Here is a 12,665-nt window from a genome sequence, read left to right as displayed (position 1 = left end):
TGTTGCGCACTGCGCTTCCTGCATCGTCAGGCGTGAAGCTCCTCCCGCTCGGCGCCGTGCTCCTCCACTCGTTCGCGCCTGTTGTGGCGGATGGACGACCAGAGCGACAGCCCGATCAGGGCCGCGCCGCCGAGCCCGGTGATAACCTCGGGGATGTGCATCAGGGTCTGCGCATACATGATCACCGACAGGATCAGGATGGCGTAGAAGGCGCCATGCTCGAGATAGCGGTATTCGGCAAGCGTTCCCTTCTCCACCAGCATGATCGTCATCGAGCGCACATACATGGCGCCGATGCCGAGGCCGATCGCGATGACGAATAGGTTCTGAGTCAGGGCAAAGGCGCCGATGACGCCGTCGAAGGAAAAGCTCGCATCCAGCACCTCCAGATAGATGAAAGCGCCAAGACCACCCTTGGCGGCAGCGCTCATCGTCTGCTGCGAAGCATCGAGCAACTCGCCAACGACCTCGACCGCGAGGAAGGTGAGCAGGCCGTAAATGGCGCAATGAACGAAGACGCTAGCCTCCTCGCCGCCGATCAACCAGGAGAAAACCAGCATCAGCGCCAGCACGAAAGCGATCTCGATACCTCGGATGGTAGCCGAGCGTGCCATCACCTTTTCCAGGCCGCGAAACCAATGGATCTTCTTTTCATGGTCGAAGAAATAGCTGAGGCCGACCATCATCAGGAAGGTACCACCGAAGGCTGCGATCGGCAGATGCGCGTCGTTCATGATGCGGGCATATTCCTCGGGTTCGCGGGCAGCCAGCACCAGCGCGTCCCAAGGGCCGATCCGCGCCGCGATCGCGACGATCGCCAGCGGAAAGACGATGCGCATGCCGAAGACGGCGATGATGATGCCCCAGGTGAGGAAGCGCTTCTGCCAGACGGGCGTCATCTCCTTCAGCTTGTTGGCATTGACGATGGCATTGTCGAAGGAGAGCGAGATCTCCAGCACGGCAAGCACCGTGCAGATGAAGAAGACAGTTGCCATGCCGCCGATCGTGCCGGTCGTCTGCCAGCCGAGCACGGCGCCGAGAACGAGGCCGAGGGCAGTGACGATGAAAGCCCAGCGGAAATAGCCGAGCGAGGATTGAGGGACTACGGGCTGATTCATGGCCGCACCTCGTGGCCGCAAATCGTGTTGAAGAGGGTGGATATATTGGAAAGACGCGGCACGCCACAACGGGCATGCGGGTCAGGCATGGTGAGTTTGTTCATCGATGAAAAATCCGCCGGCTAAGCTGCAGGCGGTACCGACATCACGAGAGCGCCGTAAAAACTCTCGCCAGAGGGGCCCGGCACCAAAGTTCCCCGTCAGCCGATGTCTGGAAGGCTGCGGGATAGGCTCTAGTTAATGAACTTCCCCGGCCAGTCAAGGCTCCGGGCACACCGGAGATCAGGCAATTTTTTTTGGAACCATCCCGATGCCCGCCCGTTAGGCTCTGGTTGAGCTTAAAAAAGGAGGCCGATGATGCACACTTCGACCCATATTCCCGACAAACGCACGGAGGCATCCGACCGCATGAAGCGGGCGAAGCCGAACCGCATGCAGAAGGCGCAGGTGCTGCCGCCGCATCATGTCGACCTGACGCTGACGCCCGGTGTCTATCACGACATTCATGTGCCGGCCCATGTTACCGGTGCGGATCTTTCCAAGGGTGGCCCGGACATCAAGAGCAATGCAGAGACCAAGAAATAACCAGCATTCCCGCCTCTTTGGCGCGCTGACGGTCGATTTGAAACAGGGTGAGAAACATATGACGATCAACTTTGTGCCCCGCGAGATCTTCATCCGGCACGAAAAAGAATGGCAGGCCATACGCGAGGCGGCGGACGAGCGCATTCGGATCGGCAAACGGCAGAAGCCGCTTGCCTCGTCCATCGGCGACGCGACGCCGGTTGAGAAAAACGATCTTTCGGCCGCATGCTCCGAATAACCGACAGACAGTCACGCTGACACAAACGCCCGGCATGATGCCGGGCGTTTTTTCTATCGATGTTCATCCCGGTCGACCCGCTGTCCGGAATTATAGCCGAAGTGTTGTTCGAGTTTGCCGAAGGCGAAGAGCACGCAGATGGCGGCAATCGTCGTGAAGAAGGCGATCGGCCAATAGCCGAAGCCCATGGCGAGGCCGATCGCGCCGGAGAGCCACATGCCGGCGCCGGTCGTCAGCCCGTGCACCCGGCCTCTTGCAAAGACGATCATGCCGGCGGCAAGGAAGGCGACGCCGGCGGTCACCGCTTCGATGACGCGCAGCGGATCGATGCGCACCTGCTCATCATCGGCGAAACCCGGCATGTGCACGGCCTCGATCGAGATGATGGCGAAGAGGGCAGCGGCAAGACTGATCAGGATATGGGTTCGGAAGCCTGCCGGGCGGTCGCGGGCCTCGCGTTCGAAACCGATCAGTCCGCCGAAGAGGATGGCGCCGATCAGGCGGGCGAAGATGACAGGATAGTGGATGCGTGACGCCGGTATCATGTCGGCGATGATGAGATCCATGGAGTTTCCCCAGAACATACGGAATTTTTCGCTGGCTAACGTATGAGCGCGGGATTTGTTCAGCTTTTTCCCCTCACGCGTTTCGGCCGCCACGCTGGCCTCCCCGATAGGCGCCGACGCTTGTATGCCATTCGAGGGAAAGATCGGCGGATCAAGCATCATCCTGCCGCCGCGCCAACCTTTCAGAAAGGATTGGGCGGCGATAATTGCGGCCTCACAGGAATCGGACAGATGGCCAAGACAGCGACACGCGGCCGCCGCAAGGCGCCGGCGAGAGGAAAGAGCAGAGCACGCAGCAGCGGTGGCGGATTGCTGCCCTGGGCGGTGATCGGCATTGCCGCGATCGGCGGCATCGTCGCCCACGACAATTGGAAGAGCATCCAGCCGATGCTTGCAAGGCAGGCAACGCCGGTCACGCGGGAAACGGCGGAGCTGAAACCTTCAGTCAGGAAGGACGTGCCGGCGAAGCAGGTGGCGCTGGCCACACCGACGCCGAAAGCTGCACCGCCGGTGCAACAGTCGCAACCGTTACCGCCAGCCGCGATCCCGACGCCGGCGATCCAGCCGATAAAGGCGGTGCCGTCGCCCGCCTCCCCGGCCGTGTCGGAAACCGGGACGGTGGCCTTCGGCTATTGCGGGCAGGGCGCCCATATCAATTGCGTCGGCGATGGCGGTGTCTTCTGGTACAAGGGCGAGAAGATCGTGATAGCCGACATGGCAAGCCCTGTCGTCGACCAGGCGCGTTGCGACGGCGAACGCCGGGTGGCCTTTGCCGCCAAGTCGCGGCTGCTGGCGCTTCTGAACGCCGGACCGTTCACGATGAATGCCGCGGGCAAAGCCGAGCCTTCAGGCGCGCCGCGCGTCGTCTCGCGCGACGGGCGCTCTTTCGGCGCACAGCTGATCAATGAGGGGCTGGCACGCAAGCCGGGGGCTGCCGGCGCCGCCTGGTGCGCCTAGACCGGTTCAGCTTTTAACGGAAGCGCCGAACCGCTCGATCCTTTTGTTTTTCGCATTCCCGGCAAAAGCGCTTCGCGCTTTGCCTTGGAAAACCGCTTCGCACTTTTCCTGGAACTGCTCTGACGGGGACTATTTGCCCTTCTTCACCAGCTTGCCGCCGGTGCGGAAGCTGCCGGTAAAGGAGGAATCCTTGCTTTCGGCGGTGCATTCGATTGCGATCGGCTTGCCGGAATAGGGATTGCCGAAGGTGCAGAAGCCAGCGACCTTGACCTCCCCGGTCATCTTGTTGCCGACACCCGTGGTGACGAGGCTGAGCGGCAGGCGGGCATTGCCGTTGGATGCGGGTTTGATGCCGGCGCCGTCGCCCTGGAAGCCGAGCGCCTTGCCGTCAGAGGTGAAGATGAAGGTCACCAGGCCATTGGCCAGCGTGACGCTGGCAAGCTCGTTCTTGCAGCCTTTGGTGGCGTCGAATTTGGCGACAACAAGCTTGGCGCATTTGCCGGAAAGGGTAATGACGCCGGGTGCGCCCGGAAACGTCTCGGGAGCAACTGGTGCTGCAGAGACCGGCAAGGTGAAGGCGGCGGAAAAAATGGCGGCGGCTGCCGGTGCGAAAAATCTCATTCTCTGTCTCAACCCCATCTGTCTGCGACGGCGAATCGGCCATGCGTTGGATAATCAGGCATTGGCACCGTTCTGTGACTTATTTTGGTCTTGTCCGGCGCTGTTCGGCGTCGAACGGGGCGTTAGGGATTTTTGAAATCATCCCAGAGGATCGCCACCGCAGCCGCGAATATCGTGGTCGGAATCAGCCAAAACTTGATGCTGATCGGTTCGACGACATGAAACTGCATATAACCGAAACCGAAGAGGCCAGTCCCAACCAGGGCGAGGCCGAGGATTATCGATATCGCTTTCCGTGTCCGCGTTCTTTGCGCCATACATCCCCCCAATTTCCCACATGTGCGGGTGACCGCACAGCCGACTGAAATCCGCCCGGACATAATCCGAGTTAAAAAGCCCTTGCGCCCGTAAAGTGTCGGATTGGGAGCGCATGCCAGCCGCAAGAACGAAAAATCCCCGAAGCGGGGATTTATCAACGATGTCAGGGGGATCGGATGGTGGGCGTGACAGGGATTGAACCTGTGACCCCTACGATGTCAACGTAGTGCTCTCCCGCTGAGCTACACGCCCATCCGATGGCGGCGCATAGATCACAAAACCTTTGGAGCCGTCAATAGGCTTTTTTCAGTTTTGTGACGCGCCGCCCGGCAAGCCTTACGCGGCAAGCATTTTGTTGACCTCGTCGACGAGGTCGCGCAGGTGGAAGGGCTTGGAAAGGACCTTGGCATCCTTCGGCGCCTTCGAATCGGGGTTCAGCGCCACGGCGGCAAAACCGGTGATGAACATCACCTTCAGGTCGGGGTCGAGCTCGGTAGCGCGGCGCGCCAGCTCGATACCGTCCATTTCGGGCATGACGATATCGGTCAGCAGCAGGGAAAACGGCTCCTCGCGCAGCCGGTCATAGGCGCTGGCGCCGTTGTCATAGGAAAGGACCTTGTAGCCGGCCTTTTCGAGCGCTTTCACCAGGAAGCGGCGCATGTCATTGTCGTCTTCTGCGAGAAGTATCTTCTGAGTCATTAATCCAGACCGCTGATCAATAAGTTTTGGTGGGCTGCCAGCCGTTTACACTAGTCTTGAGCCGGTAAACAACCGGTGAATTGCCTGTGCGTGATTGCCATCCCTTCTACATAGTATGGACTTGAGGCCGGGCAACTGGCAACATGGGCGCAGCAGCCAGTTCATGACATGGTAAAGAGGGCCGAAAGTGCCGGAAATACGCGAATACGAGCTTTTTGAGGTTCATGAGCCCGTGTCGCAGACCATTCCCTTCGTCTACAACTCCCCTCATAGCGGCCGCATTTATCCACCGGAATTTATTGCCCAGTCGCGGCTCGAGGGCATCGCCATCCGCCGTTCCGAGGATCACTATGTCGACGAGCTCTTCGGCTCTGCCGTCGCACTCGGCGCGCCGCTGCTCGCAGCCAACTTCCCCCGCGCCTATCTCGACGTCAATCGCGAGCCCTACGAGCTCGATCCGCGGATGTTCGACGGGCTGTTGCCGCCCTATGCCAATGTCAATTCGCTGCGCGTCGCCGGCGGGCTCGGCACCATTCCGCGTATCGTCGCCGAAAATATGGAAATCTATGCACGTCGTCTTCCTGTGCAGGAGGGGCTCGACCGGGTCGAAGCGGTCTATAAACCCTATCATGCGGCGCTGCGCCGGCTGATCGCGCGGACGCATGTGCAGTTCGGCTTCGGCGTGCTGATCGACTGCCACTCGATGCCCGGCAATGTGCGCGTCGCCGGCAACGTTGGGCGGCCTGATTTCATCATCGGCGATCGTTACGGCACCAGTGCTTCGGCCGAGCTTTCGCGGGCGGCCATCGCCATTCTCGAGGAAATGGGCTTTGCAGCAATCCGCAACAAACCCTATGCCGGCGGCTTCATCACCGAACATTACGGCCGGCCGTCGCGGGGCCTGCATGCACTGCAGATCGAGGTGAACCGGGCGATCTATGTCGATGAAGTGACGCTGGAGAAACGCGAGGATTTCGCCGCAGTTGCCGATGCCGTCACCGCCTTCATGCGGCAGATGGCGGATTACGTCGAGAAATTCGCCGGCGATCGGGCGCTGGCCGCCGAATAAATCTCTTTTTCGATTTCGCTGCTGCCAGGCCTAGTCCTCCCTGGCCAAAAAAAACCGCGCTTGTGAGCGCGGCTAAGTCTAGGGAGGAAACACCCAAGGAGGGTATTTACAGTCAGAAGACTGTACGGAAGAAGCTACTATTGCATTGCACAAATGTCAAGCAATATATTGCGCTGCGACATCTTTGGGCAGTTAGATTGAAATTGCCTGCTACGTTTGCATTCCCGTTGCTTTTCGCTATGAAAAGCGCCACTCCCGCCAGCCAAACGGATAAATCATGCTTCCTGACCGTTCGTTCTTCAACCGCCTGGCGGAAGCCGCCCGAGCCGAGACGCTGCCGCGATTCCGCTCCGGTCTCGATGTCACCAACAAGCTCTCCTCCGGTTTCGATCCGGTGACGGAGGGCGACCAGGCGGCCGAACTCGCCATCCGGGCGCTGATCGAGGAGAGTTTTCCCGGTCACGGCATTCTCGGCGAGGAACACGGCAATGTCGGGCTCGACCGCGAATATGTCTGGGTGATCGATCCGATCGACGGTACGCGCGCCTTCATATCAGGCGTGCCGGTGTGGGGAACGCTGATCGGTCTGCAGAGAGAGGGCCGGGCGATCATGGGCATGATCGAACAGCCCTTTACCGGTGAGCGTTATTTCGCCGACCAGAACGGCTCGATCTATACAGGACCGGAGGGCGAACGGCGGCTGGTGACGCGCCAGTGCGACGCGCTGTCGAACGCCATCCTGTTCACAACCTCGCCGCATCTCTTTGCCGGCGAGGAGATGGAAAAATACCGCGAGATCGAGAGCCAGGTACGGCTCTTCCGCTACGGCTGCGACTGCTACGCCTATGCGCTGCTTGCCGCGGGCCATATCGATCTCGTCGTCGAAAACAGCCTGAAGCCCTATGACGTCGGCGGCATCATTCCCGTCATCGAAGGGGCGGGCGGCATCATCACCACCTGGGACGGCGGACGGCCGGAAAATGGCGGCTCGATCATCGCCGCCGGCAGCCGGGCGGTCTACGAGCAGGCGATCGCCATCCTGCAGCGCTAATCCGGATCAGCCCTGCTGATCCTTGATCAGCCTTGCTAATCGCCCGGTCAGCAACAGCGGTCGGGTCACGTGCCGAGGGCGGCGACGTCCTGGTTTTCTTCGGCGTCGCTGCCGGGAATGAAGGCGTGGAAGGCGGCAAGAGCGGCGGCGCGGTAGGTATCCCGTTCCTGGAAGATCTCGTGACGGGCGCCGTTGATTGGCACCAACTGGCCGGCGCGGAAATAACGCGAGAGCCGCTCCTGCGCCGTGTAGGGCACGACACCGTCCCGCGTCGGGGCGATGACGATGGTCGGGATGGTGATCGAGAAGAGATGGTCGGGCGAGGTGACCCGGTCCATCGTGCGAAAAGCCTCGATCAGCCAGCGGGCTGTCGGCGGCCCGAGCGTCAGTTCCGGATGGTCCTTCATCATCGCGACGTTGCGCTCGAAGCGGAGTTCGTCGGAGGTCAGCGGATTGTCACGGAAATCCGGCTCCTTCAGTTTCGAGGTCAGCGGCAGAAAGCCCAGGCCGATGGCGTTCAGCGTGCCGGCCAGAGCGCGGATGACACGGGGCGAAGCCGCCTGGCCGGTGAGGCCGATGAAGGGCGCCGACAGCACCATCCGGTCGATACGGGTGGTGAGATAGGGCGCGGCCGAGAGCGCGATCAGCCCGCCTGTGGAATGGGCGAGCAGGTAGAAGGGCAGGCGGGTATCCGGCAGCACCACCTTTTCAAGGAAGATGTCGAGATCACGCTCGTAATCGGCAAAGCGGCGGATGTGGCCGTGGTTGCGGTGCTTCAGCAGCCGTGACGAACCGCCCTGGCCGCGCATGTCGAAAGTCGCCACCCAGAGGCCTTTGGCCGTCAGGTCGCGGATCGTCTCGAAATATTTCTCGATATATTCGTTGCGGCCATGAAGGATGACGACCGTGCCCCTGGCCATCTGGGCGCTCGAGCGGAAGACGGCGTAACGCAGCCGGTGGCCGTCATGGGTTTCGAAGAACCCCTCGGTGCGGTTTTCCGGGGCGGGATTGTCGGGCGTCGAATAGAGAACCTGATCCATGACCTTGCCAATGCGCCGCTGCTGACTGCTTCGCCTATCAGGGATAGCGCATGGTATCCGCCTTGGAAAGCGGTGCGCCCGCAAGGCGCGGGAAAAGGGCCGGCAGGAGCATGAGGGTGCTCGCGGCCGGCCGAAGTTGAGACTGAAGAAGAAGGGACGATGCACTTCAGCCATCGGGACCAGATTCACCCGACGCTGAAATTCCTAAGCGAATGCGCCTGAACGCGTGCCGAACCGGTCGTTCATGCGGGGTTCACTGGCCGATCAAGGCGATTCCCAAAAGGTCTTGAACTCGTCAAATCCCATCACCATCTCCTTCCTGCGGGCGCCGGAAAGGGCCCGCGCAACCGTCCCGAGGCCGCCAAAGATGGGGTTTCAGGGGCATTTCATCGCAACACGTCGCTTCCACAGGAGGACATCATGCGTCACGTAGACTTCTCTCCCCTTTATCGTTCGACCGTCGGTTTCGACCGGCTCTTCACCATGCTCGACAGCCTTGCCCAGCCGGAGCAGGCGCAGACCTATCCGCCCTATAATATCGAGCGCACCGGTGAAAACACCTATCGCATCACCATGGCGGTCGCCGGTTTCGACGAGACCGAACTTTCGATCGAAGCCCATGCCCATGTTCTGTCCGTGAAGGGCGAAAAGAACGAGGAACCTGCCGAAGGTGGCGAATTCCTCTATCGCGGCATTGCCAAGCGCGCCTTCGAGCGCCGCTTCCAGCTTGCCGACCATGTCGAGGTGACTGCCGCTTCGCTGAAGAACGGCCTGCTGCACATCGACCTTCTGCGCAATATTCCCGAGGCCATGAAGCCCCGCAAGATCGCGATTGCCGCAGAACCGGTTGAGGCTCCGAGGGCCATCGAAGCGCAGATCATCAACGGCTGATCGATCCCTTACGGGTAAAACGGACGGCGCTCCCATCGGGGCGCCGTTTTTTATTTGTCGCCCAAAGCGCGCCGCGATCCTTCAGATTCGCTCCTCGCGCTTTAGCTCCTTATTTTTGCGCGACCTGCTCTATGCCGGGCTGGCTGCCTCGTCCATTTCCTTTTCCGTTGCGCGGCGGGCCGCGGCGGCGGCGTATTTCTGGGCGATGACGGCGCAGACCATCAGCTGGATCTGGTGGAAGAGCATCAGCGGCAGCACGATCGCGCCGATCGACTGGCCGGCGAAGATGACATTTGCCATCGGCACGCCGCTGGCAAGGCTCTTCTTCGAGCCGCAGAAGGTGATGGTAATCTGGTCGGGCTTGTTGAAACCGAGCCAGCGGCTGCCGAACATCGTCAAAACAAGAACAAGTGCCAACAGCACGATGTCGGCTGCGATGACGACGGCGATATCGGCGATCGAGAAAGTGTGCCACAGGCCTTCGACCACCGCCGTGCTGAAGGCGAGATAGACGACCATCAGGATCGAGCCGCGGTCGACAGGCATCAGGATCTTCTTCTTGGCGCGGATCCAGTCGCCGATCCAGGGCTGCAGGATCTGGCCGACGATGAAGGGGGCAAGCAGCTGCAGCAGGATCTGCTCCAAGGCGTCGAAAGAGAAGCCGCCATGGCCGCCGACGGAAAACAGCAAGCCGACGAGCAGCGGTGTCAGGAACATGCCGAAGATGTTGGACGCCGAGGCCGAGCAGATGGCGGCAGGCACATTGCCGCCGGCCATCGAGGTGAAGGCGATCGACGACTGCACCGTCGATGGCAGCACGCAGAGGAAGAGAATGCCGAGATAAAGCGGCTGCGGCAGGATCGTGTCCGGGATCAGTCCGAGCGCCATCCCGAGCAGCGGGAAGATGCCGAAGGTCGTCAGCAGGATGACGAGATGCAGCCGCCAGTGCAGCAGGCCTGCTATGACGACGTCGCGCGAGAGGCGGGCGCCATGCAGGAAGAACAGCAGGGCGATGGCAAGATCGGTGGCGATGCCGAAATAATCCGCGAATGTGCCGCTCGCCGGAAACAAGGAGGCGAGGATGACGGTGCAGACGAGCAGGATGGTGAATGTATCGGGCAGAAAGCGGCGCATGGCGGTCTCGCGGCGTGATAAAAACAGTCGTTGTTCTGTCGTCCATTATGATCCAGGATGCAAGAAATAACAGTTATCGAGAATCTGGATCATGCTGGACCTTTCGCAATTGCGCAGTTTCGTCGCCGTCGAACAGATGGGCAGTTTCACCCTTGCTGCGGAGAGGCTTGGCTTGGGGCAATCGACGGTCAGCCAGCATATCCAGCGGCTGGAGACGGCCCTGGGGCGCAAGCTGCTGGCGCGCGACACGCATAAGGTGATGCTGACCGGCGATGGCGAGGCGTTGCTCTCGCATGCGCGCGCCATGCTTTCGATCGAGGGGCAGGTGCAGTCATTGTTTAAGAGCCACAGCCTGCGCGGCAGCCTGCGGCTCGGCGTGTCGGAGGACTTTGTCACCAGCCAGTTGCCGGCGGTGCTGGAAGATTTCGTTCGTTCGCATCCCTCCGTCGATCTGGAACTGACGGTGGCGCTATCAGGCGTTCTCTACGAGATGCAGGATAATGGTGAGATCGATTTGGTGCTCGCCAAGCGCCGGCTCGGCGATGCACGCGGAAAACTCGTCTATCGCGAGCCGCTCGTCTGGCTGGCGCGCGATCCCGAGCGCGTGCTCGCCTCCGGCCCTCTGCCTCTGATCGCCTTTCCGCCGCCGAGCGTCACACGGGTGATCGCCCTGGAAGCGCTCGGGCGAAACGGCGTGCCGTGGCGGATCGTCTGCACCTGCGGCAGCCTGAGTGGGTTGACGGCGGCGGCGCGGGCCGGGATGGGCGTGCTGGTGCAGCCGCGCAGCATGGCACCATCAGGCCTGAAGGAGATTGCTGCGGGAAAACTTCCGGCGCTAGAGGACGTCGAATTCGTGCTGGTGCCGCGCAAGGGAGCGGATCAGGCGCTGGTCTCAGCACTTTCCGACGATATTCTGCAAAAGGTGAGGGGACTGAAATCGGCGTGAAGCATTGCCAATCGGGGCAATCAGGCAACCAGGCACTTCAGGAAACCATCCACATCCGCTTCCGTCGTCGCGAAGCTGGTGACGAGACGGATCAGGATTTCGCTTTCGGAAACGAGCTCGGGCGTTGCCGCCGGAACCGGCCATTCGTAGAATTTCGCGCCCTTTTCCTCCGCGGTTTTCGCAGCGCTTTTGCTGATAACGGCAAAGACTTCGTTGGAGGCGGTCGGCCAGGCGAGGCGGGCGGCGTTGCTGTCTCTGATGCCGGCGCGCAGCCCGTCGGCCATGCCGTTCGAATGGCGGGCGAGATCGAGCCAGAGACCGTTTTCGAAATAGGCATCGAACTGGGCGGCGATGAAGCGCGACTTGGAAAAGAGCTGGGCGGCGCGCTTGCGGATGAAGGGCATTTCCCGGGCCTGATCCGGATTGAAGAAGACGATCGCTTCCGCACACCAGCAACCATTCTTGGTGCCGCCGAAGGAGAGCATGTCGACGCCGCGCTTCCAGGTCATTTCGGCCGGGGTGGCGCCGAGCGCGATCAGCGCATTGGCGAAGCGGGCGCCATCCATATGGAGCGGCAGATTGCGTTTTTTTGATATGGCGGCGATCTCGCCGATCTCCGGCAGCGAATAGACGGTGCCGATCTCGGTTGCCTGGGTGATCGTCACCGCGCTGGCGCGGCCATGACGGAGGGCGTCTTCGGGATAATGCGCGATCTTTGCCGAGAGCCCGGCCGGATCGATCTTGCCGGCTTCGCCGTCGACGGCAACGAGGCGGGCGGAGCCGGAGAAGAATTCCGGCGCGCCGCATTCATCCTCGATCACATGGGCTTCCGAATGGCAGAAGGTGATGCCGCCGGGGCGCTGGACGCTTGCCAGCGACAGCGAGTTGGCGGCCGTGCCGGTGGCGACGAAAAAGACCGAAACCTCGCGTTCGAAAATCTCGGAAAAGCGGGCTTCGACCTTCCTGTCGAGGTCGCCGGCGCCATAGGCGGCGGCAAAACCGGCCGATTCCGTCAGCAGACGTTCGGCAATGGATTGATGGGCGCCGGCCCAGTTATCGGAAGCAAAGAACATGGGGGAAACCGTTGGGGAAGGATAAGGTTGGCAAGTCCGCAGCGGACATTACGCCAAAGCTTCACAGGATCAAGGTTGTCGCCCGTGACACATCACAGAAATTGAACTACGCAATCAATAAACAAAATAGTGTGGCTTTGCGTAATTTTATTTCGCCATGCCGACTGATCTGGCAATCTTCAGTCGCAAATTGATGTTTTTTGACAGAGCGCTCTTGCGGAGCCGAATGCTTTCTGGCATAGAACTGATGAATTAGGACAGTGTTGCTGTCCTATTTTGGCCTTTGTGGCCGAAGAGGCGCCGAAAGCCCTGGAACAGACCGGCTTTCACGCTATAGTTCTTCCGAGCGTCAAAGCCTT

The 12,665-nt window shown here is 60.8% G+C and carries 15 protein-coding genes and 1 tRNA gene; 7 read left to right on the top strand and 9 right to left on the bottom strand.

Annotated features, from left to right (window positions below; genetic code table 11):
• Positions 1-26: 26 nt before the first annotated feature.
• Positions 27-1,118 (bottom strand): DUF475 domain-containing protein, encoded by a 1,092-nt coding sequence (locus tag FHT75_RS20440; protein ID WP_025570439.1) that lies wholly within the window; start codon positions 1,116-1,118, stop codon positions 27-29.
• 354 nt (positions 1,119-1,472) lie between these two features.
• On the opposite strand from FHT75_RS20440, the gene FHT75_RS20435 reads away from it, so the two are divergent.
• Both FHT75_RS20435 and FHT75_RS20430 read left to right on the top strand, forming a co-directional pair.
• Entirely contained in the window at positions 1,473-1,703 is a 231-nt protein-coding gene (locus tag FHT75_RS20435) for a hypothetical protein (RefSeq protein WP_025570441.1), read from the top strand.
• Between the two features lie 58 nt (positions 1,704-1,761).
• Positions 1,762-1,941: a hypothetical protein gene (locus tag FHT75_RS20430; RefSeq protein ID WP_183845188.1), complete on the top strand. Its 180-nt coding sequence runs from the start codon at positions 1,762-1,764 to the stop codon at positions 1,939-1,941.
• A gap of 53 nt (positions 1,942-1,994) precedes the next feature.
• On the opposite strand, the gene FHT75_RS20425 is transcribed toward FHT75_RS20430, so the two are convergent.
• Entirely contained in the window at positions 1,995-2,507 is a 513-nt protein-coding gene (locus FHT75_RS20425) for an MgtC/SapB family protein (RefSeq protein WP_029868307.1), read from the bottom strand.
• Positions 2,508-2,738: 231 nt separating this feature from the next.
• Between FHT75_RS20425 and FHT75_RS20420 the strand changes: the two genes are divergently transcribed.
• A complete protein-coding gene (locus tag FHT75_RS20420; protein ID WP_029868308.1) occupies positions 2,739-3,464 on the top strand; it encodes a hypothetical protein in 726 nt (241 codons plus the stop codon).
• A gap of 129 nt (positions 3,465-3,593) precedes the next feature.
• Here FHT75_RS20420 and FHT75_RS20415 read toward each other — a convergent pair whose 3' ends face one another.
• The 4 genes from FHT75_RS20415 to cpdR1 all read right to left on the bottom strand — a co-directional run bounded on the left by FHT75_RS20415 (position 3,594) and on the right by cpdR1 (position 5,102).
• The gene (locus FHT75_RS20415) at positions 3,594-4,085 is read right to left on the bottom strand and encodes a hypothetical protein (RefSeq protein ID WP_245294586.1); all 492 of its coding nucleotides are present in this window, start codon (positions 4,083-4,085) and stop codon (positions 3,594-3,596) included.
• Positions 4,086-4,207: 122 nt separating this feature from the next.
• Positions 4,208-4,402, bottom strand: a complete 195-nt coding sequence (locus tag FHT75_RS36395; protein WP_028755908.1) for a hypothetical protein — start codon at positions 4,400-4,402, stop codon at positions 4,208-4,210.
• Between the two features lie 178 nt (positions 4,403-4,580).
• Positions 4,581-4,655 (bottom strand) — tRNA-Val (locus tag FHT75_RS20410).
• 84 nt (positions 4,656-4,739) lie between these two features.
• Positions 4,740-5,102, bottom strand: coding sequence for a response regulator CpdR1 (gene cpdR1 / locus FHT75_RS20405; RefSeq protein ID WP_003542883.1), 363 nt, complete (start codon positions 5,100-5,102; stop codon positions 4,740-4,742).
• Between the two features lie 187 nt (positions 5,103-5,289).
• On the opposite strand from cpdR1, the gene FHT75_RS20400 reads away from it, so the two are divergent.
• Positions 5,290-6,171, top strand: a complete 882-nt coding sequence (locus FHT75_RS20400; protein WP_025570459.1) for an N-formylglutamate amidohydrolase — start codon at positions 5,290-5,292, stop codon at positions 6,169-6,171.
• Positions 6,172-6,448: 277 nt separating this feature from the next.
• Positions 6,449-7,222 (top strand): histidinol-phosphatase, encoded by a 774-nt coding sequence (gene hisN / locus FHT75_RS20395; protein WP_028755893.1) that lies wholly within the window; start codon positions 6,449-6,451, stop codon positions 7,220-7,222.
• A gap of 65 nt (positions 7,223-7,287) precedes the next feature.
• Here hisN and FHT75_RS20390 read toward each other — a convergent pair whose 3' ends face one another.
• Entirely contained in the window at positions 7,288-8,262 is a 975-nt protein-coding gene (locus tag FHT75_RS20390) for an alpha/beta fold hydrolase (protein WP_132575850.1), read from the bottom strand.
• A 420-nt stretch (positions 8,263-8,682) separates the two neighbouring features.
• Between FHT75_RS20390 and FHT75_RS20385 the strand changes: the two genes are divergently transcribed.
• Entirely contained in the window at positions 8,683-9,153 is a 471-nt protein-coding gene (locus FHT75_RS20385) for an Hsp20 family protein (protein WP_028755891.1), read from the top strand.
• A 129-nt stretch (positions 9,154-9,282) separates the two neighbouring features.
• Here FHT75_RS20385 and FHT75_RS20380 read toward each other — a convergent pair whose 3' ends face one another.
• The gene (locus FHT75_RS20380) at positions 9,283-10,287 is read right to left on the bottom strand and encodes a bile acid:sodium symporter family protein (protein ID WP_028755890.1); all 1,005 of its coding nucleotides are present in this window, start codon (positions 10,285-10,287) and stop codon (positions 9,283-9,285) included.
• Positions 10,288-10,378: 91 nt separating this feature from the next.
• On the opposite strand from FHT75_RS20380, the gene FHT75_RS20375 reads away from it, so the two are divergent.
• Positions 10,379-11,233 carry a LysR substrate-binding domain-containing protein gene (locus FHT75_RS20375; protein ID WP_028755889.1) on the top strand — a complete coding sequence of 285 codons (855 nt, stop codon included), beginning with the start codon at positions 10,379-10,381 and terminating at the stop codon, positions 11,231-11,233.
• Positions 11,234-11,253: 20 nt separating this feature from the next.
• Here the strand turns inward: FHT75_RS20375 and FHT75_RS20370 are convergent, their stop codons facing one another.
• Positions 11,254-12,306 carry a threonine aldolase family protein gene (locus FHT75_RS20370; RefSeq protein WP_028755888.1) on the bottom strand — a complete coding sequence of 351 codons (1,053 nt, stop codon included), beginning with the start codon at positions 12,304-12,306 and terminating at the stop codon, positions 11,254-11,256.
• Positions 12,307-12,665: the final 359 nt, after the last annotated feature.

This window comes from Rhizobium sp. BK112 (assembly GCF_014193215.1).
Lineage (GTDB): Bacteria > Pseudomonadota > Alphaproteobacteria > Rhizobiales > Rhizobiaceae > Rhizobium > Rhizobium anhuiense.
This window is presented reverse-complemented; position numbering and strand designations above follow the sequence as displayed.